The organism is Paraburkholderia kururiensis JCM 10599 = LMG 19447 (assembly GCF_003986935.1).
GTDB lineage: Bacteria > Pseudomonadota > Gammaproteobacteria > Burkholderiales > Burkholderiaceae > Paraburkholderia > Paraburkholderia kururiensis.
On record NZ_RJZE01000013.1, the window covers coordinates 50500 to 75688 of the forward strand.

Consider the following 25189-nt stretch of genomic DNA (forward strand, 5'->3'; position numbering starts at 1 on the left):
GCAGCAGAACGATGGCGGGTTCAGCGCTCCGCGTGATCCTTCCTCACCACCAACCACCGCGGCGACTTGAACCTGACGATACTCACATAAAGCCACACGTAGGTCACCGCAAACACCACGACGAACGCAAACAGGTGAACGGTGTGCCGCCAGAACAGCGTGGCCGGAATCACGGCGATCAGGCAGAGCAGCCAGAGATAGGGTGAAGTCAGCGAGTTTCGCCGCGTCAGCTCGCGCGCCGTGCGTGCACCGACGGCCCAGCGCATCAACCGCTTGTACACGAGCATGTGCAGATGCACGCCGTCGGGAATCCCGGGCGACATGCCGCGGATGAACTTCTTCCGGTAGATCGAGAAGCACGTCTCGAAGATCGGATACATGAAGAGCAGCACCGGATACCACGCCGACACATCGCGGTTGCGCATCACCAGCATGATCGCGAGTTCGCCCAGCATGAAGCCGATGAAGTAAGCGCCACCGTCGCCCAGAAAGATCAGCCCGGCCGGGAAGTTCCAGATGAAGAACCCCATTACCGCGCCCATCATGATCAGCGACGCGGAGAGTACGACCGGATCGTGCACCTGAAACGCCACATACGCGAGCGAGGCGAACATCATGAACGCCACCATGGACGCGAGTCCGTTGAAGCCGTCGATGATGTTGATCGCATTCGCGAGCGCCGCCACGGCGAGCACGGTCACGGCGCCTGAAATCACGGCGTAGGTGAGCAGAAAGTCGAGCGGCGGCACGCTGATGCGCGTCACCGCGATGCCAAGCGCGAAGTACGCGAGCGCCGCCGCAGCCATGGTGCAGACCAGCCTCGCGAATGGCGATACGCGTTTGGTCAGATCCTCCACGAGGCCCGATGCGAAGGCAGGTAGCCCGCAGGCGATCAGCCCAAGAATCCCGCCGGACACGGCCGGATAGCTCACATGCAACTGCACTGCGGAGGCTACGAGCCCGATCAGGATTCCCGTGCCGCCAATGCGCGGCACGGGCCGCGCGTGGAATTTCTGGACGCCCGCCAGATCGCTGTCGGTGGAAAATTTCTCATGCAGATGCGCGTACCGCACGATCAGCAGCGTGATCAGAAACGAGACGATGAAGCCGAGCGCGAAACTAAGCATGAAAGCCAACCGGGGAGGGCAAAGGCGGAATTATACAAACCCTGCTTGTGCGGCCCGAAAGGGAATGACGGGCCGCCGCGCCCGTCCCGGAACAACGAACGTTTTCGGAGGCGCTCGCAGAGGCGCTCGCAGCCGGGCTCGGTATCATGCGCTATTCCCGCCCCTGTAAAGACGCGCGGTTCGCGGCGACGCGGCGCGCAAGAACGCTTTTCGGAAGGTAACAGCATGCTGATCAATTGCGTGGCCTATCAGGAGGGCCGAAGGCTCGGCACGATCGATATCGAGGACGTCAGCGAGTACGTCAAGAAGCCCGACTGTTTCGTCTGGGTGGCGCTCAAAGATGCCGAGCCCGAAGAACTCGACAAGATGAAGGAGGAGTTCGGCCTGCACGACCTCGCGGTGGAAGACGTGCGGCACCAGCATCAGTCGGCGAAGATCGAGGAGTACGGCGAGTCATTGTTCGCAGTCTTGCACACCGTGGAGATGGACGACGACGGCGAACTCGTGATTGGCGAAGTCGATGTATTCGTGGGTCCGAACTACGTGCTTTCCGTGCGCAGCCGCACGCGTCACGGTTTTCAGGCGGTGCGCGAGCGCTGCGAGCGTGAGCCCGAGTTGCTCAAGCTCGGTTCGGGCTTTGTGCTGTATGCGCTGATCGACCATATCGTCGACGGCTATTTCCCGGTACTCGAAGCCATGGGCCTTCAGCTCGAGGAAATCGAAGACCGCATCTTCGAGCGTCATGATCTGTCGGCGTCGCGCGGCATCATCGAAGACCTTTATTCGATGAAGCGGCGCCTGGTGGTGCTTCAGCATCACATCACGCCGCTGCTCGAAGCCGTGAGCAAGCTCACGGGTGGCCGTATTCCGCAGCTTTGCACCGGCATGCAGGCGTATTTCCGCGACGTGTACGACCACCTCGAACGCATCGTGCGCGCCATCGACGGCCGCCGCGAAATGACTGTCACGGCGATCCAGGTGAACCTCGGCATGATCTCGCTTGCCGAGAACGAGGTGACCAAGCGGCTCGGTTCCGTGGCCGCGCTCTTCGCCGTGCCCACGATGATCGCGGGCATCTACGGCATGAACTTCCAGAGCATTCCGGAGCTGCACTACAAGTACGGCTATCCCATCTGCCTCGCCGTCATGGCGGCCATCGACGTCGTGTTGTGGCTGCGGTTTCGCAAGGCAGGGTGGTTATAACGCCGGGGCGGCGCCCTTGCCGCCGTCTCGTCTTGCGCCCGTGTGGGGAACGGAAATCTCCAGCAAGACGGCGTAACCCATGATTTAACGTTCTTCGGCAGCATACCGGTCCAGTGCAATTCGACTGGACCGATGCCATGACTTCCGGACCCGCTCGCCCGGAGAGTTCGCTCCCTGCCTGCCGTACTTTCGGCGCTGCCGTGCCTGCGCCCGCACATGTGCGACCCGCCGCCGCATTCGTGATGTCGCCGGCACTGGGCGACACGCTGAACCTGCTCGTAGTCGCACACAACCTCGCGTGCGCTGGCTGGCGCGTGCAGGTCTACGGCGATCATGCGCACGCGCTGGCGCACTGCTTCCCCCGTCTTCCCATTTCGCCCGCGCTCGCGCCGGGCGCAGCCGTGCGGGCGCTCGAATCGTTTCAGGTCATCGTGCAGATGCATCGCGACCGGCCGCTCGCCGATGCCGGCGCCTGGCACAAGGGTTTCATTCATCTGCATGAGGCCGAGTACGCGGACAACGACGATTGCATGGCGAAACGCTTTGCGGGCTTCGCCGCCGCGACGTTCGGGCTGCCGCGCGCCGTTGCGACCAACGGCATGCAGGCACCGCCCGGACGCGTGTTTCGCCGCCATGCGAGGCGCGTGGCGATTCACCCGGAGGCGAGCAGCGCCGACAAGCGCTGGCTACCCGCGCGGTTCATCGCACTGGCACGGCGCCTGGAAAGGGCGGGGTTCGAGCCCGTGTTCGTCATGCACGAACGCGAACGTTCGCGCTGGCCGCAGACCGGCGTCCCGATGCCGGCCTTGCGCTCGTTCGACACCACCACGGCGCTTGCAGACTGGCTCTACGAGTGCGGCTGGTTCATCGGCAACGACTCGGGCGTAGGACATCTCGCGTCGTCGCTCGGCGTGCCCACGCTCTCCGTGTTCCGGCGTAAGCGCGTCGCGCACCGCTGGCGGCCAGGCTTCGCACCGGGAGCGATCGTCTACCCGCCGTGGTGGCTGCCCACGGCGGCACTGAAGGAACGGTGGTGGCGCGAGTCCATTTCCGTCGCGCGTCTTTTCGCCGCTTTTTGCATGCTCCGCACGCACGCGGTGGCCATGAACGGCTGCGGTGCGCCCGCGGGCGCAGGGCAGGAGGTCGGCACATGAAAGCGGCGCTTGCGCGCGCATCGTCGATTGCCGTCGTGATGTCGCCTGCCATCGGCGACACGCTGTTGACGATGGTGCTGGTCAACAACCTGGTCCGCAACGGTCATCGGCCCGTGGTGTTCAGCTGGGTGGTGAGCGATCTTGCCGAGTGGTTCCCCGAGGTGGAGATACGACACAAGGGCGCATGCCGCGAGGCATTCGACCTCGTGATCGAACTGCACGCGACACCGTTCGGCGCGTCGCTTGTGAGCACGGGTGGCCGGCATTGCGAGCTGGCACGTCTCGAGGCGTTCCGCACACGCCGGCACATGATCGACATGTTTCTCGCGGTGGCGCGCGACGGCTTTGGCCTTGCGCGCATTACGCGGGAAAACGGCATCGCGGTGCCCCATCACGTGCGATTTCGCGTGAACGAGCGGCGTGTGGCGATCCATCCCACCGGCAGTCACATCGAGAAGATCTGGCCGCAGCGCAAGTTCGTGGCGCTCGCGAAAAAGCTCGTGCAGCGCGGCTACGAGCCCACCTTTCTCGTTGCGCCGGCCGAACGCGAAGCATGGCAGCACGATCATGAGGCATCGCGCAGTCTGCGCTCGTTCGAGCGTCTTGCCGACGTGGCCGCGTGGATTGCCGAGTCGGGCTGGTTCATCGGCAACGATTCGGGGCTCGGGCATCTCGCTTCGGCGCTCGGTGTGCCGACGCTCACGCTCTTCATGCGCCGGGGCATTGCACGGACCTGGCAGCCGAAGTGGGGGCGTGGCGCCATCGTGCTGCCACGCAATCTCGTGGTGGGCGTGTTGAAGGAGCGCTACTGGACGTTCGCGTTGAGTGCGCGCCGCGTGCTGCATTCTTTCGAACAGCTCACGCGCGGCGATCCACACGGCCCACGCAAAAACACCCTCGCCACCCTCGCTGATCCCACATAGTGAGGCCGCGCGCCACTGCGGCCTCACCGCATCATGGATAGTCCCTATGCGCGGCCCTTTTCGCCGCGTCGTTATCCCGGACGGGAAGGTTTGCGTACCTTCGGAAACCGCAGACCGCCCACAGGAAGAAACAATGCTCCGGGGGACTTCATGCTGAACAACATCACCATTCGCGGTGGCCTGACGTTGGTCATCGGTGTCTTTGTCGCGTTTCTGCTGACCGTGATCGGCGTCGGCTTCGGTGCACTCAAGCTCGCGAACAACGGCATCGAAGATGCACAACGCAGCGCCGCAGCGCTGTCGAGCCTGCGCACGAGTTCGGAGAAGCTGCTGCGCGTGCGTCTTGCGCTCGGCAGCTACGAGACGCTCTTTAGCGTCGGCAAGCAGACCGACACGCTGTTGCCCGCTGCGCACAAGGTGCTCGAAGACTCGACGCGCGAATTCCAGCGCTACGCTGCAGGTCCGTTTTCGAGCGACGAGGAACAGCGTCTCGCGCAGACCGTGGCCAAGGCGCGCGCGGCGCTCGTGAACGATGCGATCGAGCCGGAATTCAAGGCGCTCAACGACTACGACTTCACGACCTTCCGCAAGATCCAGGGCGAGACAGCCGACGGCTACTATGCGGCCTACGCGAAAGCCATCGACGCACTCGACCGCGTGCAGGCCGACAAGGGCCAGCACGAAGCGCAGGCTGCCGCCACGCGTTTTCACCTGCTGACGCTCTTGTTCGGCGCGATCGGCGCCGTGGGCGTCGCGATCGGGCTGATGGCGCGTGTCGGTCTTTCGTCGGCAGTCATCAAGCCGGTGAATCGCACCATCGACCACTTCCGCAGCATCGCCGCCGGCGACCTGACCGTGAGCGTGCATTCGAAATCGCGTAACGAGATGGGGCAGTTGCTGGCCGCGCTTGCGCAGATGCGCGACGGACTCGTGGACACCGTCTCGAAAGTGCGCGGCACCACGAGCGCGATCACGCACGGCGCGAACGAAATTTCAGCGGGCAACGCGGACCTCTCGCAGCGCACCGAGCAACAGGCCGCCGCGCTGCAGGAAACGGCCGCGAGCATGGAAGAGCTGTCCGCCACGGTAAAGCAGAACACCGACAACGCGCGTCAGGCGAGCCGTCTCGCGCAAACCGCGCTCGATACGGTGGTGCGCAGCGGCGATGTGGTCACGCGTGTGACGGAAACGATGGACGGCATCACCGACTCGTCGCGCAAGATGGCCGAGATCATCGGCATGATCGAAGGCATCGCGTTCCAGACCAACATCCTGGCGCTCAATGCGGCCGTTGAAGCGGCTCGCGCGGGGGAGCAGGGCCGCGGCTTCGCGGTGGTCGCCGCCGAAGTGCGCAGCCTCGCGCAGCGCTCGGGCACCGCGGCCAAAGAGATCAAGGAACTGATCGGCGAATCTACGGCGAAGGTGGAGCAGGGCGCGACGCTCGTGGGCGACGCGCGCCGCACCATGCAGGACGCGATGGAATCCGTCACGCGCGTGACGAGCATCATGAGCGAGATCGAAGCGGCGGCGCTGGAGCAGAGCGACGGCATCGAGCAGATCAACAAGGCCATCGCGCAGATCGACGAGGTGACGCAGCACAACGCGGCGCTCGTGGAGGAAGCCGCGGCGGCCGCGAAGTCGCTCGAATCGCAGGCCGACGTGCTGCGCGATGCGGTGGCCGTGTTCCGTCTTGCAGAGGGCGAACGGCCGGTTCGTGCCGCTGCTTCCGTGCGGCCGGAACGCAGCGAGCGTGCACAACTCACGCACGTGCCTGCTGCTGCCGCTTAGGCTTCTCCGGCACTGGGACTGGGCGTCAGTGTGCAACCCGTGCAACTGCCCCGGGGCGGATCGCCCGCCTAGATCTGCTCCCGCCCGAAAGCGGCCAGTTGTGCGAGGTCGAGCACGGTGATCTGGTTATAGGCAAGCTGCACGACGCCGATGCGCTCGAGCGTCTGCAGCGCCTGGTTGATGCGCTGGCGCGACACGCCGACGAGCAGCCCCAGCTCTTCCTGTGAAATCGCGAGCGTGGGGCCGGTATCCGGATAGAGGTCCGGATTGAACAGCTGCGCGAGAGCCTGCGCCACGCGCGCGTCCACGTCGAGCAGCCGGCTGTTCTGGATCGACGCGATGAATTCGCCCATGCGATTGTTCAACTGGCGGATCACGAAGCCGTTGAACGGCAGGCTCGTATTGAGCAGCGTGTGAAACGTGGCTGAGGGCACGAACATCACGAGCGAGCGCTGGATCGTCACCACGTCGTACTTGCGCAGCTCCTGCTTGATCACGCTGCCCTCCCCGAACCAGCCGCCCGACGGCACGCCCGAGAGCGTGCAGCTGCGCCCGTCCGGGTTGCAGATGGCGAGCTTCAAGAGCCCCGTATGCACGCCGATCCAGTAGGCCGAGGGTTCGAGCCGGCGCGCGACCCATTCGCCCGCCTCGTGATACCGCGCCTCGCCCGTCTCCACCACCAACGCCTGATGCTCCGGCGCGAGCGCCCGGAACCACGCACTGCGCGCAAAGAGCGCCGCGCGCTGCTCCAATGCGGTCAGCGGCTCAGCCGGGGCCGGATCGGGCACGGGCGCAACCCACGCTTCTTTCATGGCGTCCGGGGCGGGCGCCGCCGGCTTGCAGGTCGTAGCCTCGGAACGGTCAGAAGAAAGCCGTTCTTGCGGCAGATCATGATCCAGGTGGTTCAAAACGGCACTCATGGAGGGGCGGTCCGTCAATCTGTGTGGGCGCGGCCGGAAGGGTCGCGCCCGATGGGCGAATCTGTCGTTTCGATGACAGACTCCAAAAAGGGCGGTGCGGTAGCCTCTACCGCGATAAGAAACCATAACGCCCGAAACTGACGGGAACCTGATGACATATCGGACATCCAGGACACATGGAGACGCTGCAATGACGCACATATTCGAGGAGGGACTCGGCCGCCGTGAGGCCAATTACGTCTCGCTCACGCCGATCGATTTCATTGCGCGCGCCGCCGAAGTCTACGGCGACCGCCCGGCCATCGTCTACGGCGAGACGCGCCGCAACTGGCGCGAGACCTACGAGCGCACGCGGCGCCTTGCCAGCGCGCTTGCCCGCGTGGGCGTGGGCCACGGCGATACGGTCGCCGTGCTGCTGCCGAATATTCCCGAGATGGTGGAGGCGCACTTCGGCGTGCCGATGGTGGGCGCCGTGCTCAATGCGCTGAACACGCGGCTCGATATCGCCTCCATGCTCTTCATGCTGCGTCATGGCGAAGCGAAGGTGCTGATCGTCGATACCGAATTCGGCGACTTCGCGCATCGCGTAGCGCTCGAACTGCCGCACGTGCGCATTGTGAGCGTAGCCGACGTGCAGCCCGCCGAGCCCGGCAAGTTCCCGAACGCGACGGACTACGAGGCCTTCCTCGCCCAGGGCGATCCCGACTTCGTCTGGACGCCGCCCGCCGACGAGTGGGAGGCCATCGCGCTCAACTACACGTCGGGCACCACCGGCGACCCGAAGGGCGTGGTGTACCACCATCGCGGCGCGTACATGAACGCGTTGTCCAACATCCTCGAATGGGACCTGCCCAAGCACTGCGTCTACCTCTGGACGCTGCCCATGTTCCATTGCAACGGCTGGTGCTTCCCGTGGACCGTGGCGGCGCGTGCGGGCGTCAACGTATGTCTGCGGCGCTTCGAAGCACGCTACGTGCTGGACCTGATTCGCCGTGAAGGCATCACGCATTACTGCGGCGCGCCCATCGTGCAGAGCGCCATCGCGAATGCGCCGGCCGAATGGCGCGAAGGCATCACGCAGAAAGTCCACGCCATGGTGGCGGGGGCTGCGCCGGCGCCGGCCGTGATCGCGAAGATGAAGGAAATCGGCTTCGACCTCACGCACGTCTACGGCCTGACCGAGGTGTACGGCCCGGCCGCCGTGTGCGCGAAGCAGGCGCATTGGGATGCGCTCGACGACGACGAACGCGCTCGCCTCAACGCGCGCCAGGGGGTGCGCTATCACCTGCAGGCCGGCGTGACCGTGCTCGATCCCGATACGCTCGAAGCGGTGCCCGCCGACGGCGAAACGCTCGGCGAGATCATGTTCCGCGGCAACATCTGCATGAAGGGCTACCTCAAGAACGAGCAGGCCACCGAGGAAGCCTTCCGTGGCGGCTGGTTCCACACGGGCGACCTCGGCGTGCTGATGCCCGACGGCTACGTGCGCATCAAAGACCGGCGCAAGGACATCATCATTTCGGGCGGCGAGAACATTTCGAGCATCGAGGTGGAAGACGCGCTGTACCGTCATCCCGCCGTGGCGGTGGCGGCCGTGGTCGCGATGCCCGACCCGAAGTGGGGCGAAGTGCCGTGCGCCTTCGTCGAGTTGAGGGAGGGCGCGAGCGTGACCGTGGAGGAGATCATCGCGCACTGCCGTCTGTTCCTCGCGAGCTACAAGCTGCCGAAGGTGGTGCGTTTTGGCGAGCTGCCGAAGACCTCGACCGGCAAGATCCAGAAGTTCCAGCTGCGCACAGCCGTGGGCTCGGACCGCGCCATCGACCTCGCGGGCGATCCGCCGCCTAAAGGTTGATCGGTTGATCGGCTGATCGCTCAGCGGCGCCCGCCTGCGGGAAGGGCGGGAAACGAGGAGGCTGTAGCACTCGAAAGAAGGACTCGAAACACCTCGTAAGCTCCTCGCAAAGACTGTCGCTGTTCGGCGGGCCTCGCCCGGCCCGCTGAACGGATCATTGATCGCAAGTCAACCGCACCGCCTCCGACTTGCGATGAAGATTCTCCGGTATGCCTGCCTTGGCGCGCTGCTGCTGTTCCACATGAACGCCCACGCGACGAGCTTCGACTGCAGCAAGGGCCGCTCGGTTACCGAGCGCATGATCTGCAGCAACGACGACCTCTCCCAACTCGACGACGAACTCGGCAAGCTCTATTGGGCGATACGCCGTCACACCGCGGACCGCCGCGCCTTTCTCGCGGACAGCGACAGCAAGTGGCTTTGGCGCGAGCACAACTGCACGGACCGCGACTGTCTCGTCACCTGGTACCACGGGCGCATCGAGGAACTGCAGCGCAAGGCGGAAAGCCTGAGGGCGGCTCAGGTGCCTCAGATGCCGCCGGTGCCTCAAACGGAGTCCGCGGGTGCGACTACGCGCGCTGCGCCTGCGCTCGTGCCCCTGCCCGCGTCCGCGACGCGTCTTTCGGCGAGCAGGGCCGTGGAACCCGTCGAACCGCTTCAATGCACCGCGACCGACCCTGGCCTCATCGTTCATGCCGGCTGCAGCACGATTCTCGACCGCACCACCGGCTGGCGACGCGAGCGGCACGATGGCGGCACAGACTGGTTCTGCGGACTCGCGATGGCGGTGTCGTCGACGGTTTCGGATTGATGCGGGATTGCTGCGGCTGTTTTATTTCGGACGAAACTCGCACATTACTGTTTCGCGAATGCCGCGCGCGCCGCTGCATTTAATGCGATTGGCATGGGAATTGGCATTTTGGTAATTCAATTGGCATAAATTGAAAGGGCTCGGCGTATTGATAGCCGGTACGCTCAAATAAAAGTTTCTATAGATGGCCAGGAAAACGTTTTTGCCATTCCGGCAGGCTCACTATGTTATGCGCGGCCCGTATGAGGGCCGTGGCCAACATATAAAGGAGCTCAAGAATGGAAAACGTGATCACCCGGCGAGCGCTTCATCCGGCTTTCGGCGCGATCTTGCCGGCGTTCGTCGCCACGCGTGTCGAACGGTACTACAGGGAACGGGTCCAGCAAACCTGGGCGGGCGGACACATCATGCGCGGAAAGGTGCCGGGCCCGGACGCGCTGCATCTTTCGAGTAACGACTATCTTTCTGTTGCGCGACATCCGGAGATTCTTTCGGCCATGTACGAAAGCATCCGGGAGGAGGGCAACGGCCTCTTGATGTCGGCGGTTTTCGTGCACGGCGAGTCTCCGCTGCTGGAGTTCGAAAACCGGCTTGCAGCGTTCATGGGGGCGGAGTCCGGGGTGCTTTGCCAGTCGGGTTACGCTGCCAATACGGGATTGCTCCAATCCATTGCATCGCCGGAAACGACCGTGTATGCCGACATGATGGCGCACATGTCGCTGTGGGAAGGCATCCGCAGTGCCGGAGCGAATCCCGTCAGCTTCATGCACAACGATGCGGGCCATCTGGAACGGCAGATACTGCGCTACGGGCCGGGCATCGTGGTGGTGGACTCGGTGTACAGCACGAACGGCAGCGTCAGTCCATTGCGCGATATCGCCAACGTTTGCACCGCCCATGGATGCGTGCTCGTCGTGGACGAGTCGCATTCTCTCGGCACGCATGGACCGGGCGGTGCCGGGATGGTGGTGGAGCTGGGGCTCACCGATCGCGTGCACTTCCGTACGGCGAGCCTCGCCAAGGCGTTTGCGGGTCGGGCCGGTTTCGTCACGTGCTCGCGCGAGTTTCAGGAGTATTTCAAGTGCGAGTCAAATCCGGCGATTTTCAGCTCGACGCTGCTGCCCCACGAAATCAGGGGGCTTCTGGCCACACTCGACGTGATCTCGCGCGAAGACTGGCGACGCAGGAAGCTCATGTCGAACGCCCGATATCTGCGCGAAGCGCTGACTGCGCTCGGCTATAACCTGAACGGCAGCGAGAGCCAGATCATTGCGCTCGAAGCCGGTCCGGAGCCGCGCACGATGGTATTGCGCGACGCGCTGGAGGCGCACGGCGTTTTTGGGTCGGTCTTCTGCGCGCCCGCTACGGCAAAGAACCGCTCGCTGGTGAGGTTGTCCGTCAACGCCGCGCTGACTCAGGAGCAGCTCGAGAAGATCGTGAGCGTGTGCGGAGCGATTCGCGAGCAGGTGCAACTGCACCTGTGGCCGTCAACGCGGCGTCGCGGCGACACAGGGCTTGCGGTACGTCGCCAGCGCGGTGAGCACGATGAGCACGATGAGCGCGCCGAAATGGCTGTCGCGGCATGAGCCGGGGTATTTCCCTGCAAGTGGCGCGGCGTGGTAGTTAGAGGCTCGAGCCCCATGCCGCCCGGATTTCCTCATCGAGCGATTCCAGGTAGTTGTCGTACGGAACGATCGAACTGAGGTTGAAGCCGGGTGGCTGCTTCACCACCGCATAGACGTAGGAGCGCTCGCCCTCGAATGCCGAGGCCGGATGCATGTAGCGCTGCCAGTTGCTGCATCGCGCCGGATAGTAGCCTTCCGTTTCCCAGAAGTAGGGAAGCGACCGCCGGCTATCGAGTTCCGCGATGAAATCCGCTGGCGCCTGCTGCTCGATGGCGATCTCGCGCACGCCTCGCAGCGTCTCGTCGGTATGCACGATCAGCAGATACGCCGCGCCTGCGCTGTCGAGCATCAGCAGGCCGTTGGGCTGATAGGAAAGGTAGTGCTCGACGATGTTCAGCCGGTGGAAGATTTCATCCACCTTCGCTGCGAACAGCGTGTCTTTCAGAAACGCGTATTCCGTGACGGCCAGCGTGTCGAGCACCGTGCCGCATGCCTTTTCGAAGTACGCGTTCTGCATGTCCTCGACCGCCTGGTTCAGCGTCGCAATGGCTTCGCTGTCCTGCTTGCGGATGAAGCGGTCGATCAACCCTTCGTTGAAGCTCTTCACCGCAAGGTGCTCGTTAGCCTTGCCCGTCAGGATGATTTTCCTGACGGCCGGATTCGCGATGCGCCGGCAAAATTCGAGGCCGTTCATCTCGGGCATGTCGTAGTCCACGACGACGACGGACGTACGGGCGAACCGTCGGCCGTTATGCACTTGCTGTCGAATGGCTTCGAGGCTCATGGCGATGACATGATGCGTGTCGTCTTCGTCGGTTCTGTCCCTGTAGGGCTCAAAAAACGGTTCGACGAAGCGCCCGCCTGCCTCGCTTGGGCTGGGCTTGTCGTTGAGCGATCGCAGCGCCTGAACCGGCGAATTGAACAGCCGGAAGGCGAGCTGCGAACCGAGCTGAAGGCTGAGATTCGAGAGAAACGCCGCGCTGTCGTCGACGAACCCCACGGTGGTGGGGAAGAAGAATGGCTTGATCGTATCGGCGGTCATGGCAGCGGGAATATCAGCACGAATTCGGTGTACTGGCCCTTCACGGAAGAGCATTCGATCGCCCCGCCGAAGGAGCGCATGACATCCCGGCAGAAAGCGAGGCCGATGCCGGTGCTGGGTGAAACGTCGGCTGGCACGGTGTCCGGCGACGTAGCCTGTTCGCTTGCTCCCGACGAGGTGTAGAAGCGGGTGAACACGTGCGGCAATGCATCGGCGTCGATGCCGCGCCCGGTATCGCGGAAGATGAGCCGGTTGTCGCGGCTGGAGGGCAGCAGGCGAATGGTGATGTCGGCGTGGCTTACGCCGCTCATGTGGCGGAAGGCGTTCTTGAGCAGGTTGAAGAGCACGTGGACCATCAGCATTTCCGAGCCTTCGAACTCGAAGCCTGCCGTGAGATCGCAGTGCACGCGTTGCTGTTCGTCGTCACGGAACGGGTAGCGCGCGAGCGCGACGCGTACGCACTCTTCTATCGAGCAGCGCGAGAAAGGTTGCGTATAGCCGCCGGTAAATCGCGCGTTGGCGAGCAGCATGTCGATGATGCCGTTCGAATGCAGGGCTTCCTGCTCCACGCGCGCCAGCACGCCTTGCATCGAGAGAAGGTGGGCGATGCGGATTTTCGGCACAGGAAGCTGGCCACGCTGCGCGATGGCGTAACTGTCGAGCAGCGCGGGCAGGAAGCGTGTGAGGCCTGCTGCTCCGGCACGAATGGCGAGCAGTGGCGTGCGCAGTTCATGCGCGACGCTGCTCGCGGTCGCGAGCATGGCGCGCTCCTGCTCGATGCGCACACGTTCCAGATCGTAGTTGGCCAGCGCACCGATGCCGATGGCGAAAGAAAAGATGGCCAGATGCGCGAGATACCCGAGTTCCACCGGCTGGGTGGTCAGGCAATAGGCGACTACGGCAAGACTGATTCCGACCACGAAATGCAGGACCAGCATCAGCCAGTCCAGCAACAGGACCATGACGAAGACGGCAATCAGTGCGCTTTCGACCCACACTTCCGTGCCGCCGTTCTTCAGCAGCATGAACCCGAAGAAGAAAGGCAGCGCATATAGGGCCGACGCATACCAGTACCACGGCAGGTACTTTTGCAGGCTCGCGGGCCAGCGGTCGTGGAAGATGATCGGCACGAAAAGCACTGAGCCGACCACACGCAACCACAGGTTCTCGTAGGGCTGCGGGAACAGATCGCGCCAGACGTAGTAGTAGAGCGGGAAGCCGATCACCGCGACAACGGCAAGCGGACGCATGCGGCGCTTCGCATACTGCATGTTGTTCAATGCAGGCGCGAATGCACGGTTCGTCCACTGCGATAGTTTCGATAAGTTCATGGGAACCGATGAATCTTGTCTCTGGCGTCGGAATGAACGATCCCTTCGGCGCGAACAGGCGAGCGGTTAGAAGGCGGGTATTCCTGGCCCCATTGTTTGTTTGCGTCGGCATAACGGGGGCGAAGCATCGTCTCCTGCATGGCTTCCTGTTCCCCGAGACCCGCCTACTTTGTTACGACGGGCTAATTTACCATTGCAAAACCGTTCCGTGGCTCATTTCGTGACGCGTGATGCGACTGCTGGCATTGAAATTCTGTTGCCATAGAGTTCGGCGAACTGAAATTGATTCGCCGAACATTTTTTTAATGCGTTATGCATGGTGGCAAATATCGCGGATATTCGATGCAAACCGAATATATCTGTAATGACGCGATAGATACGAACCACCGGTATGCGGAAGCGATTGCTCATTCCGGTTCGCCCAGAACGAATAACCCTCTCCGACCCACCCAAAAATTAAAGACCCTCCGGCGCGAGTTCGAACCTCTCCGAATGGATAGCTACCCCGCGCGTTTTGACCTGGCCTAATATGCGCGTCCCGTCTCCATGGCCCGGTTATGGACGCAACATCGTCTTCTTCCCGATCGCGCCGCAAGGATGTCCGGCGAAGCCCGCCTCGGCTTACCCGGGAGATGTTGCTGCCGCTGCCGGCAGCCACTGTGCGGGCGCTCTCGCTCGAATCCCATACGGCGCTTGCTGCCGTCATCGCCGGACACGCCACAGCGCCGGTGGTGAACCGCCTCTTCAAGACGCTCTATCTCACCTGGTTCCTTCAGCAAGGCATGGGTGAGTTGCCGGAGACGGAGGCGTTTCGCAGCGCAGAAGCCGCGCTCATGCTTTGTTCACGGTGTGTGCGCGAAGGCCGCGAATGGCGGCTCGCGGAGGCCGGTCGCGTTGCGCTGTGCCGCATTCTCGCCCTCAACGACCATTTGCTCGCCTGCGCTCCCGCGCATTGCCATGCCGAGGCCACGCGACGGCTGCGCAAGCTGGCCACATCGCGGGCGTTGGGGGCGTCGTCGGACTTGCCCTGATGTTGGCGTGGTACCCGCCCGCCACTGCTTGCTCCTGATCCCCAACGCCATGAACCAGCCGTCCCCGGCGCTATCCCTTCAGCGCCCCACCTTCATGCAGACGTGACGCCTGGCGCCTGTCGCAGAGCGTCTCGCTCTCCCGGTTACCGGCGCATATTGGGGTACGGTATGCTTGCGTAACGTCGGATGGCACGGCGGTGCCGATCGCACACCTCCTGTGCACGCGGTATCCGGCCTCGCCGGGGCACGCCATTCGACCGCATTGAAGACCGATTCGGTGGTGGAGTGTCATGGGAATGGCGGTTGGGATAGGGGAGCGGGCAAGTGCAGCGAGTCCGCAGAATGAGGCCGCGATTCTGGGCTCTGCATCGGGCCGTGCATCAGGTCTTTTATTGGGCCGGGGCTGGGACGGCCTCTTGAGCCGCACATCGGGCCACGCCCGTATCCAGAGGGCCCTTCGAGCCGAAGCACCTGCGCCTCGGGCCCGGTGCACAGGGCATCCGATCATGTCGTGTGTAACGAGCGGCGTGCAGTCCTTCACGCCTCTGTGGTGAACCCATGCCGACCACCTTGGACCTGCGCGCACGATACGGCCGCTCGGCCGGGCGCCGCTTCCTGTTCGAGTGGCTGGCCACGGGCATTTTCGGCGTGGCGGTGCTTGTCCTCGCGGCGCTGCTGCCCGTCACGGCGAGCCTCGATCACGTCGTCTACGACAGCTATCTCCGGCTGAACGCGCGAACGCCGTCGGCGGACATTGTGATGGTCGAGATCGACAACGCGAGCATCGCGCAGCTCGGCCGCTGGCCGTGGCCGCGCAGCGTCCATACACGTCTTGCCGAGACACTCGCGAAGGCGCATCCCGCCGCGGTGATCTACGACGTCCTGTTCACCGAACCTTCGCCGGACGACCAGGCGCTTGCACGCGCCTTCGCCGATGCGCCCACGTTCCTTCCCGTTCTGCTCTCGCCTGCCGACGAAACCGGCATGCGCGAGGCGCTGCGTCCTGTCGCCCCGCTGGCGGCCGCAGCCGCAGGGCTCGGGCATATCAACCTCGAGGTGGACAGCGACGGCATCGTGCGCAGCGTCGCGCTGTTCGAAGGCGATGCGCATTCGCGCTGGCCGCAGTTGATGGTGCCGGTCTGGCGCGCCATTCGCAGCGGGCGCCTGCCGCTGGCCGACGGCAGCGAGGCCGCGCAGCGTGCGCCCGACATCACGCGCGTGGGCGGCACCGGCAGCGAAGCGCGCTTTCTCGTGCCGTTCAGCCGCGCCGCGCAGCACTACCGCAAGGTGTCGTTCGCGCAGGTGCTGGCGGGCACCGTGCCGCCCGAGTGGTTTCGCGGGCGCATCGTGATCGTGGGCGCCACGGCGTCGGGCCTCTACGATCGTTTTGCCATACCGCTGTCGGGCGCGCTGGGTCCGCTGCCGGGCGCTTATATCCACGCCAACGTGCTCGATACGCTGCTGCGCGGCGACGCGATAGAACCCGTGTCGCGCCCCATCACCATTGCGGCCTCGCTTGTGCCGCTGGCGCTGTTGCTGGCCGGCTTTCTCGTGTTTTCGCCCGTACGTTCGCTGATCCTGACGGCCGTGCTCGCCGTGTGCGCGCTCGTATTCGGCGGCGCGTTGCTTTTCGGCGCGCATCGCTGGATGACGCCCGTGCCGGCCATCCTCGCGCTCGTTTCGCTGTATCCGGCCTGGAGCTGGCGGCGTCTCGAAATGACCATGGCGTACCTGCGCAAGGAACTGCAGCAGCTTGCCGACGAACCGAACCTGCTGCCCGAAGCGCCCCGGCGGCGGCGCGAGTTCAGCGGCGACGTGCTGGAACGGTACATGGCGCTGATGGCGCAGGCGGCCCAGCGCGTGCAGGACATGAAGCGCTTCGTGTGGGACAGCCTCGACAGCGTGCCTGAACCGATCCTCGTGGCCGACCGCCTGGGCGCGGTGCTGATCGCGAATCAGGCGGCGCGCGCGCACTTCGCGCGGCTGGGCGAGGGGCCGCCGGAAGGCCGGCTCATGCGCGACGCGCTGGCGGATCTCGCGTTCGTGAAGACCATCGACGCGAGCCCGGAAGCCGATACCTTCGCGCGTGCCCATTGGCCTGCGCCGCTCGACCCCACGCGGGCCGAGTACGCGACGCTGATGGAAGAGGGCGTGGAGGTGCGCGACCGCGAAGAGCGCGACCACCTGCTGCGCTACGCGAAGTGCACCAACGCCGAAGGCGAGCAGACCGGCTGGATTGCGGGCCTCGTCGACGTAACGGCCCTGCACGAGGCCGAACGTCAGCGCGAAGACGCCTTGCGTCTGCTCTCGCACGACATGCGCTCGCCGCAGGCATCCATCCTTGCGCTCGTGGAGATCGAACGCGCGCGCAACGAGTCGCCGCACGTGCAGGGCTTGATGCAGCGCATCGAGCGCTACGCGCGCCGCGCGCTCGAACTTGCCGACGACTTCGTGCAACTCGCGCGCGCCGAATCGCAACCTTATGACCTGCGTGCCGCGAGCCTCGGCGAACTCGTGATCGATGCGAGCGACGAAGTGTGGCCGCAGGCACATGCGAAGCACATCCAGATCGACCACGCATTCGAGGACGACGGCGAGGCCTGGGTCTGCGCAGACCGTTCGCTCATCACGCGCGCGCTCGTGAATATCCTCAACAACGCGGTGAAGTACAGTCCCGGGAACACGCATATCACCTGCACCGTGGCGCTCGAACCGGCGACGAGTGCCGACCGTCGCGTGGTCTGCACGATCCGCGACCAGGGTTACGGCATTCCGCTTGCGGAGCAGGCGTATCTGTTCGAACGTTTCCGGCGCTTTCATGCCGATGACCGGCCCGAGGTGAACGGCACCGGTCTCGGCATGGCGTTCGTAAAGACCGTGGTGATGCGCCACGGGGGCGATGTCACGGTGCAAAGCGAGCCGGGCAAGGGCACCGCGTTTACCATTTCGCTTCCGCTCTTTCTCGAAGAAGCCGACGATGCCCTGCCGGACGACGCCGGGAACGAGCACGCACACGGCGAAAAGCCGGATGCTCATGCGGGTTAGCCGATCGGGTTAGCCGATACCCATCGAACAGGACGTGGAATGCCATTGCCCATGAAGACCTTCTTGCTGACCTGCGTCGTGCTGGCGGCCGCGAGCCTTGCCGGATGTGCGGGCGTGCGAACCGAAGTGCAGGCCACCGGTATGCATGAGGCGCCGCAGGGCGACCTGCGCTATCGGTTCATGCGCACGCCGGCGCAGCAAGCCGATGTCGGTCAATCGACATGGGAAAGCCAGTTGCGCGACGCACTCGCGCAACACGGTTTCAGCGATGCGAACGATGCAAACGAAGCAAATGCTGCAAGCGGCGCGGCCGACGCAACGCGAGGGTCGCGTTACCTGATCTCCGTGGCGTATGAAACGCGGCCGGTGGGCATCGCGGTGCGCGGGCCCGAGTGCGCGAGCAACGCCGACAACTGCGGCGCAAATGACGCGCCCCGGGAAGCTTCGCCGTTTGCTGGACGCTACCTGCACCGTCTGACGCTGCGCTTCATCGACGCGCGTTCCGGCGAGGAAATCTACAAGGTGACGGGCACGCGCCGCGACCGCGATGCGCATGCGTCGCCGGCGTTCGGGTATCTCGTGAAAAGCGCGCTCGCCCGGTTCCCGTTCGACGGCGGCCGCTGGCAGATCGAGCTGCGCGAAGCGGACGACGGCAGGCAGGCCGACGTCGTCTCCGTGAAGCCGCTCTCGCCTTGATGCGGCGACGCGCGTACCACTGCAGCCGTTTCAGCCGCTTTAGGGCGTGCTCCCCTCAAGCTTCAGACATCGCAGGTCATGACCGTACCCGACACTCCGTTTTTCCGCATCGCGCAGCGTCTTGAGCAGGGCGAATTGATCGAGGCCTCCTACGAAATCGACGCGTGGCTGGCCAATGCGCCCGACGATCCGCACGCGCTTACCGCACGCGCCTGGCTGCTCCGCCTGCTCGGTCGACATGGCGAAGCCGCTCCGCTCGTCGAACGCGCGCATGCGCAGGCGCCGGACTTCGCGCCGACGCTGCTGGAGCGGGCCCGTCTCGCGCGGCTGAGCGATGACTCGCAGCGGGCTCATGCCTCGTATGAGGCCTGGTATAAGGCTTGGCACGAGGCCTGGTGCGAGGCCCGGCACGAGGCCCGGCATGAGGACGCGGCACATCGCACGGCAGAGGACGCCTCCGCAGCGTTCGACGAATGGGTCGCGCTGTTGCACGCCACGGGCCAATACGGTCTCGCTGCCCAGGTTGCCGCGCGATGGTGCGACGCGTGCCCGGAACTCGCGCGGGCCTGGTTCCAGCAAGGGTTCTCGCATCAGATGAACAACGCGCTCCAGCGCGCGCTCGCGGCCTATCAGCGGGCGCAGGCGCTGGACTCCGACTACCCGACGCTGCTCAACAACATCGGCGCACTCCATGAATCGCTCGGCGAGCACGATGTGGCGCTCAGATTCTGCAACGAAGCGATCCGCGTGGATGCCGCCGATTTCCGTGCCTGGACCAACGCATCGAACGCGTGGCTTGCGCTGCGGGAGCCGTATCGAGCATCGATCGCGGCTGCACGCGCCCGCACGCTCGCGCCCGACTATGCACCCGCGCTGCTCGCGCACAGCAACGCGCTGAAGGAGTTTCAGCAATGGGACGCGGCGCTGGAGCCGCTCGTCCATCTCGCGAAAATCGGCGTGGCGGACGCGAAGATCCAGTGGTCCATCGCCATGCTGCAACTGCTGCGCGGCGACTACGAGAACGGTCTCATCAATCACGAGGCGAGATGGCGAGGTTCGAGCGAAATGCAGGCGCTGCAGCCGCTTCCGCCTGAACAGCACTGGAATGGCGAGGACCTCGCGGGCAAGACACTGCTGGTGTGGGGCGAGCAGGGTTTCGGCGACGTGTTTCAGTTCGTGCGCTTCGTGCCGCTCATTGCTGAACGCGTGCGCGCGGCGGGCGGCACGCTCATCTACTGCTGCGTGGCACAACTTCTGCCGCTGCTGTCGCGCAGTCTCGCGCACCTGGGTTTGCAGATCGTCCCGCACGATGCCCCGCAACTTCCGTATTTCGATCGGCACCTGCCGCTCGCAAGCGCGCCGCTCGTGCTCGGCATCACGCTGGACAATCTGCCCGCGCCGCGTGCGTATCTGCAAGCCGATGCGGCCCGCGTTGCAGGTTGGCGTGAGCGGCTGGCGCGCACCGGCGGCCTGAAGGTGGGGCTCGTGTGGAGCGGCAGCCGCGGGCACAAGCGCAATCCGTTGCGCGCCGTGCCGCCCGCCGACTATGCGCACGCCTTCCGGGGGCTGTCGGGCGTCGAATTCGTGAGTCTCCAGGTGGACGGCCGGGACGAGCTGGCCACGATGGCCGCCGAAGGCCTGCCCGTGACGGACTACACCGCCGACCTGCGCTCGTTCGACGACACGGCCGCGCTCATCTCGAGCCTCGATCTCGTCATTACCGTCTGCACGTCCGTGGCGCACCTCTCGGGCGCCCTCGGTGCGCCGACGTGGCTGCTGCTGGACGTGTGCCCGCATTGGGTCTGGATGCTGGAGCGCAGCGACAGCCCGTGGTATCCGTCTGTCACGATTTACCGGCAGCAGGCGTATCGGGAGTGGGGGCCGGTGGTGGAGCGCGTTGCGGCGGATCTGCGAAGGCAGATCGAGGGGTGAGCCGCCGCCTCTTTGCGGCGGCAAGCGTTTGAATGCACGTGTTTGAATGCACACGTTTGAATGCCCTACGCGCGCAGATCGCCGCGACGCTTTTCAGTTGTCCGGCGCACTGGATTTTCGATGCGTCCCTCAATCGCCATACGGGTAGAGCAGACGAATTGGCGTTTTGGGAAATCCGTAATTCTGTTGCAAAAAAATATCGGTGGAAGCCAGTCCGTTTCATACATCGAATTGGCGTGACGAGCGGCTTCATCGTGCCGAAAAATCAGTCAAGAAATTCCAATAGCTGAACGGACTCTCGCGATAGCGAGGCGCACCGCCCCGCCGCTGCCAAGCGATGAACCCTTCCTCGCAACCCCCGTCACGCGGTCATCTCCCTGTCATCCGGCCAATGCTGCCTGTTTCGCTCAGGCCGCAATCCCCGCCCTAATTGTTAAATAAGCAATACGCTTTCTTATTCTGGGGATTTGTGTGGACAAATAAATTCCCTTATGCGAAAGTTCGCCCGAGCACTTGACTTACTAACTGTTACAGCTCGAGCGACGCACATCGCCGCATTGGACAAAGCGTGGTGCTCGTGAAGTTTCCAAAAGAGAAACCGGTGATTGCCGCGGAGAGGGTTCTGCCGCGCGGACGCACCGATAGCGCAATCGACATCAGCGTGGTGAGGCACAGCAATCATGAGCGCCATGAGCGGAAGGGGCCGGCAAAGCGGCCCGAAAGAAGTAAAACGAGCACTTCAATCGCCGGTTTTACGCGCTCAATGCGTGGACGCCGCGCGACAAGACTGCGCCGGGCACCCAGGCCCAGGTCGCAAAGGCCCGCCGTAAACGGCATCTGAGCGCAACACGTGCCGGCTGGGCCATCCGCTTCCAGCCGGCACGTTCCGATTCCTGCCCTTGAAACTTCCTCGCGTGCGAGGACGGGACTTCCTGCGCCTGCGATTTCCCCGCAGGTGCCGCGTCCCTCCTTGTGTTGTATTGGGCCTTGCCGCCCCGTGCTGACGAACGGATGACAGTCTATGCGTGTGTTGATAGTCGAAGATGATCCCGTGCATGCCAAGGCTGCAGCGCGGGTAGTGGCGCCTCTGGGGCACGAGATCGTCGAGGCGGGCGATGGCGAGGAAGCCGTTCGCCTGCTGAGATCGGCGCCCTTCGACCTCGTGATTCTGGATTGGCTGATGCCCAGAATGAGCGGTTTCGAGCTGCTTTACTGGATTCGCCGCACGCTCGGCGCGTCGCCCGCGGTGCTCTTTCTGACGAGCAAGGTGCTCGACGACGACGTGGTGTTCGCCATGGAAGCCGGCGCCGACGACTATCTCGTGAAGCCGTTTCGCGTGGCCGAGCTGGCCTCGCGCGTGAACGCGCTTCTCAGACGCACGAGGCACGACAGCGACCCCGGCGGCCTTGTTTGCGCGGGCGACTACACGCTCAATCCACTTGAGCGCACCGTTTCGCTGCGCGGCGAGCGCATCGAGCTGACGCCCAAGGAGTTCGACCTCACGGCGCTCTTCTTCAACAACCTCGGCAAGCTGCTGTCGCGCAAAGTGGTCAGCATCAGCACCTGGGGGCGCGAACTCGATCCCGCTTCGCGCACGTTGGACACGCACATCTACCGCGTGCGGCAGAAGCTCGCGCTCGCACCCGGGAATGGCCTGCGGCTGAGTTCGGTGTACACGCACGGCTATCGTCTCGACGTGGTGCCGTCAGGCCGGATTCACGCGGCGCCCGGCTCGCATCGTCCGGTTGCGCAGCCGGTGTCGCCGGCTCCGCTCGTGCCTGCCGGATTCGCGTATGAGTGAAAGTGAAGGCGCGCCGCGCAGCGGGCAGCCGGCCCACCGTTTCGCGAGCGCACGCTGATGTACGCCGATGACGCTCCCCTCCCGGCCGGCATGGCGCGCGAATGGCTGGCGCTCGTCGTCTTCCTCGTGCTGCTCTCGTTGACGTTGAATGCCTCGGGCGTATTGCGCCGCGCCGATCTGCTGTTCTTCGACCTCGCGCAGCCGCTGCTCCAGGAGCCGTCGCCCACCCGAATCGTGCTTGCGGCCATCGACGACGCGAGCGTGAAAGCGTTAGGCGGATGGCCGGTGAAACGCAAGGACTACGCAGCGCTCATCGACCGCCTGACGGCGGCGGGCGTTGCCGCCGTGGGACTCGACGTGGCGATGCCGAATCGCGGCAGGCTCCAGCCGTCCGGCGACGAACCGCTCGCGCAAGCCATGACGCGCAATGGCCGCGTGGTGTTGCCTCTGGTGGTTGCCGACGGGAGCGATGCGGCCGGGTTCGCCGGGTCCACTGCCGCGTCCGTTGCAACGCCTGTCGCCACGCCCGCCATCAGGCCCGTGATCAAACCCGCTGCGCCCATGGCCGGCGCGGCGTTCGCCATCGCGCAAGCCAACGCCGCGCCGGACGCCGACGGCGTGGCCCGCAGCTTCTATCTGCAGGAGGGCGCGCCGCCCGAGGTGTACGAGCACATGAGCGTGTCGCTGCTGCGCGCGAGCGGCGTGCCGCTCACGCCATGCGGCAAGCGGCTGGGCCGCGAGGCGCAACGCTGGTCGGGCGCCTGCCGTCGCTACGTTCCGCTCGGGCCGGAGCCTTCTTACGCATCGTTTTCCTTCGTCGATCTGCTGGCTGGCCGCGTGGCGCCTGCTGTGCTGAAGGGCGCGGTTGTGCTCATCGGCCCCACCACGAGTACCGCCGATACCCATCTCGTCACGCCGGGCCGCACGCGGCGTCCGCTCGCGGGCGTCGAATTTCTCGCGGAGGCGACGCACGCGCTCGCGAGCGGCTCGCTCGTGCGCGATGCGCCCTGGGCCGGCCAGCTCCTTTTCAGTCTGTGCGTGTTGCCGTTGCTGTGCGCCGCGCAGTTCGCGCTGGGGCCGCGCGCCGGTCTGCTCGCGGCGTTAGCGCTCGCGCTTGCCGCCTGTCTCGCATCGCTCGTGCTGCTCAAGACCACGCACGTGTTCTTTTTCCCCAGCGCAGCGGTGGCCGCGTGTCTGGTCGCCTGGCCGGCCAGCGCATGGCGCCGCCAGGAGGCGTTATTGCGCTATCTGGGCGAGGCCGCTGCGAGTGCGATGGCCGAGCCGGGCCTGCCTGGCGAGCCCATCACCCGCACGCGCGCAATCGACCCGCTGCATCGGCGCGTACTCGCGATGAGCGCCGTGATCGCGCGGCTACGGCGCTCCGCGCGCTTCATCTCGGAGTGGATGAACAGCCTGCCCGAGGCGACGCTGGTGGTGGCGTCTTCGGGTGTGGTCATGCTCGCGAATCGCAAGGCCCTGGGACTGTACTCGTCCGATGCCGATCTGGCCCATTCGCCGCCACGTCCCGCGGGCCGCCTGGCGACCGACGTACTGCGCGACATGACGGCGTCCGAGCACGCAGTGGAGTACGTCCGCGAGGCGCTGCGGCGGCTGGCCGAGAGCAGCAGCGTGGGCGTAGCGGGGGAAGGGCAGGCAAAGGCGAACGCAAGAACGAACGCAAAAGCGGACGCAAAAACGCAGAACGCCCCACCCGCACCGATGAACAGCGTGGAGATCGTCGACGGAAAACGGCGGTCGCTGCTCATCAAGTGCGCCGTCGTGCCCGCGCCGCACGCGAGCAACGCAGCGCTGATCTTCCACGTGGCCGACGTCACGTCCATGCGCACTGCCGAGCGCCAGCGCGATTCGGCCCTGCGCTTCCTCTCGCACGACATCCGTTCGCCGCAGACAGCGGTGCTCGCGTTGATCGAGCACCGCCGCCGCGCGCCGGCCGATCTGCCCGAGGCGCGGTTCATGGAGCTCGTGGCGCACTATGCGCAGTCGGCGCTGACGCTCGCCGACCAGTTCCTCTTTCTCGCCCGCGCCGAAGGCCGGCCGCCGGCGGCGAGCACCGTCGATCTGGCCTTGCTGCTGGGCGACGCCGTGGACGACCTCTGGCCTCAGGCGAGCGCGAAACACACGGCCGTGCGCCTCACCGCCGAGCCCGGCATGCTGGTAGTGGCCGATGCGCCGCTGCTGCGCCGCGCGTTCGCCAACCTGATCGACAACGCCATCAAGTTCGGCCTGCCGGGCGCGACAGTCAGGGTGGCGGCCGGCGAGCGCGAAGGGCGCTGGGCCGTGACCATCTCGGACACCGGCCGAGGCATTCCCGCCGACCAGATACCGAACCTCTTCACGGAATTCTTCCGGCTTCCTTCCGATCACCCCGCGCCTGGACACGGGCTCGGACTCGCCTTCGTCAAGCACGTCATCGACACGCTGGGCGGGCAGATTCACGTCGAGAGCGACGTGGGGCACGGCTCCGTGTTCACGCTTCTGCTGCCCAAAAAATCCGGCTTGCCTGAATAAAAGGCATCCGTCCGCAGCGGCAAATGCCCGCACCGATATTCCCTGAAGAATCCCGAGTGGATTAAAGAAGCTTTGCGACAGGGCGGGATCGTGTCGCGATACAACTATTTGGCCGTGCATTTAACGAAATTTGTATTTCTAGTTGGCAAACGAATTGCTGAAAAAGCAATCGGGCGGCATTAATTGCGTTTCGCAAAACTATGCCGAATGCGTCATTGGCAAGTCTGCTCAATGTCCGGAATAAGCCGGGCAGACGCACCTGTGGTCGTGCTAGTTCAACTTCGTCACATTCTGGTGACAATTGTTCAACATTGTCCGCTCTCTTTTTAGTCGGCCTATCCCTTACTCTATGTTTCACCGGGTTCTTGCCTGATTCCGG

The 25189-nt window shown here is 64.6% G+C and carries 17 protein-coding genes; 13 read left to right on the plus strand and 4 right to left on the minus strand.

Annotated features, from left to right (window positions below; genetic code table 11):
* Nucleotides 1–20: 20 nt before the first annotated feature.
* Nucleotides 21–1127: an MraY family glycosyltransferase gene (locus PKKP23_RS16895; protein ID WP_026121101.1), complete on the minus strand. Its 1107-nt coding sequence runs from the start codon at nucleotides 1125–1127 to the stop codon at nucleotides 21–23.
* Between the two features lie 225 nt (nucleotides 1128–1352).
* On the opposite strand from PKKP23_RS16895, the gene corA reads away from it, so the two are divergent.
* The 4 genes from corA to PKKP23_RS16915 all read left to right on the plus strand — a co-directional run bounded on the left by corA (nucleotide 1353) and on the right by PKKP23_RS16915 (nucleotide 6195).
* Complete coding sequence (gene corA / locus PKKP23_RS16900) at nucleotides 1353–2330, plus strand: magnesium/cobalt transporter CorA (protein ID WP_126877755.1); 978 nt, start codon at nucleotides 1353–1355, stop codon at nucleotides 2328–2330.
* A gap of 137 nt (nucleotides 2331–2467) precedes the next feature.
* The gene (locus tag PKKP23_RS16905; RefSeq protein ID WP_240659038.1) at nucleotides 2468–3484 is read left to right on the plus strand and encodes a glycosyltransferase family 9 protein; all 1017 of its coding nucleotides are present in this window, start codon (nucleotides 2468–2470) and stop codon (nucleotides 3482–3484) included.
* Nucleotides 3481–4407, plus strand: a complete 927-nt coding sequence (locus PKKP23_RS16910; protein ID WP_126877756.1) for a glycosyltransferase family 9 protein — start codon at nucleotides 3481–3483, stop codon at nucleotides 4405–4407. Before PKKP23_RS16905 ends, PKKP23_RS16910 begins: the two co-directional genes overlap by 4 nt.
* Before the next feature lie 150 nt (nucleotides 4408–4557).
* Nucleotides 4558–6195 (plus strand): methyl-accepting chemotaxis protein, encoded by a 1638-nt coding sequence (locus PKKP23_RS16915; RefSeq protein WP_017773072.1) that lies wholly within the window; start codon nucleotides 4558–4560, stop codon nucleotides 6193–6195.
* Nucleotides 6196–6263: 68 nt separating this feature from the next.
* Here PKKP23_RS16915 and PKKP23_RS16920 read toward each other — a convergent pair whose 3' ends face one another.
* Nucleotides 6264–7115, minus strand: a complete 852-nt coding sequence (locus PKKP23_RS16920) for a Crp/Fnr family transcriptional regulator (protein WP_240659039.1) — start codon at nucleotides 7113–7115, stop codon at nucleotides 6264–6266.
* 190 nt (nucleotides 7116–7305) lie between these two features.
* Between PKKP23_RS16920 and PKKP23_RS16925 the strand changes: the two genes are divergently transcribed.
* The 3 genes from PKKP23_RS16925 (at nucleotide 7306) to cqsA (ending at nucleotide 11364) form a co-directional block, all read left to right on the plus strand.
* Nucleotides 7306–8967 carry an acyl-CoA synthetase gene (locus tag PKKP23_RS16925; RefSeq protein WP_126877757.1) on the plus strand — a complete coding sequence of 554 codons (1662 nt, stop codon included), beginning with the start codon at nucleotides 7306–7308 and terminating at the stop codon, nucleotides 8965–8967.
* A gap of 193 nt (nucleotides 8968–9160) precedes the next feature.
* Nucleotides 9161–9778 (plus strand): lysozyme inhibitor LprI family protein, encoded by a 618-nt coding sequence (locus tag PKKP23_RS16930; protein ID WP_126877758.1) that lies wholly within the window; start codon nucleotides 9161–9163, stop codon nucleotides 9776–9778.
* Between the two features lie 278 nt (nucleotides 9779–10056).
* A complete protein-coding gene (gene cqsA, locus PKKP23_RS16935) occupies nucleotides 10057–11364 on the plus strand; it encodes an alpha-hydroxyketone-type quorum-sensing autoinducer synthase (RefSeq protein ID WP_126877759.1) in 1308 nt (435 codons plus the stop codon).
* Between the two features lie 37 nt (nucleotides 11365–11401).
* Here the strand turns inward: cqsA and PKKP23_RS16940 are convergent, their stop codons facing one another.
* Both PKKP23_RS16940 and PKKP23_RS16945 read right to left on the minus strand, forming a co-directional pair.
* Nucleotides 11402–12445 (minus strand): response regulator, encoded by a 1044-nt coding sequence (locus PKKP23_RS16940; protein ID WP_126877760.1) that lies wholly within the window; start codon nucleotides 12443–12445, stop codon nucleotides 11402–11404.
* A complete protein-coding gene (locus tag PKKP23_RS16945; protein WP_240659040.1) occupies nucleotides 12442–13776 on the minus strand; it encodes a sensor histidine kinase in 1335 nt (444 codons plus the stop codon). The genes PKKP23_RS16940 and PKKP23_RS16945 overlap by 4 nt, the downstream gene beginning before the upstream one ends.
* A 632-nt stretch (nucleotides 13777–14408) precedes the next feature.
* Here PKKP23_RS16945 and PKKP23_RS16950 point away from each other — a divergent pair.
* From PKKP23_RS16950 to PKKP23_RS16975, 6 genes are all read left to right on the plus strand, one after another.
* Nucleotides 14409–14807 (plus strand): hypothetical protein, encoded by a 399-nt coding sequence (locus PKKP23_RS16950; protein WP_126877761.1) that lies wholly within the window; start codon nucleotides 14409–14411, stop codon nucleotides 14805–14807.
* A gap of 558 nt (nucleotides 14808–15365) precedes the next feature.
* Nucleotides 15366–17852: a CHASE2 domain-containing protein gene (locus PKKP23_RS16955; RefSeq protein WP_126877762.1), complete on the plus strand. Its 2487-nt coding sequence runs from the start codon at nucleotides 15366–15368 to the stop codon at nucleotides 17850–17852.
* Nucleotides 17853–17903: 51 nt separating this feature from the next.
* Entirely contained in the window at nucleotides 17904–18548 is a 645-nt protein-coding gene (locus PKKP23_RS16960; RefSeq protein ID WP_161978112.1) for a DUF4136 domain-containing protein, read from the plus strand.
* A gap of 78 nt (nucleotides 18549–18626) precedes the next feature.
* Entirely contained in the window at nucleotides 18627–20480 is a 1854-nt protein-coding gene (locus PKKP23_RS16965; protein WP_126877764.1) for a tetratricopeptide repeat-containing glycosyltransferase family protein, read from the plus strand.
* A gap of 1021 nt (nucleotides 20481–21501) precedes the next feature.
* Complete coding sequence (locus PKKP23_RS16970) at nucleotides 21502–22281, plus strand: response regulator transcription factor (RefSeq protein WP_126877765.1); 780 nt, start codon at nucleotides 21502–21504, stop codon at nucleotides 22279–22281.
* Between the two features lie 57 nt (nucleotides 22282–22338).
* Nucleotides 22339–24810 (plus strand): CHASE2 domain-containing protein, encoded by a 2472-nt coding sequence (locus tag PKKP23_RS16975; RefSeq protein WP_126877766.1) that lies wholly within the window; start codon nucleotides 22339–22341, stop codon nucleotides 24808–24810.
* The last annotated feature ends 379 nt before the right edge of the window (nucleotides 24811–25189 follow it).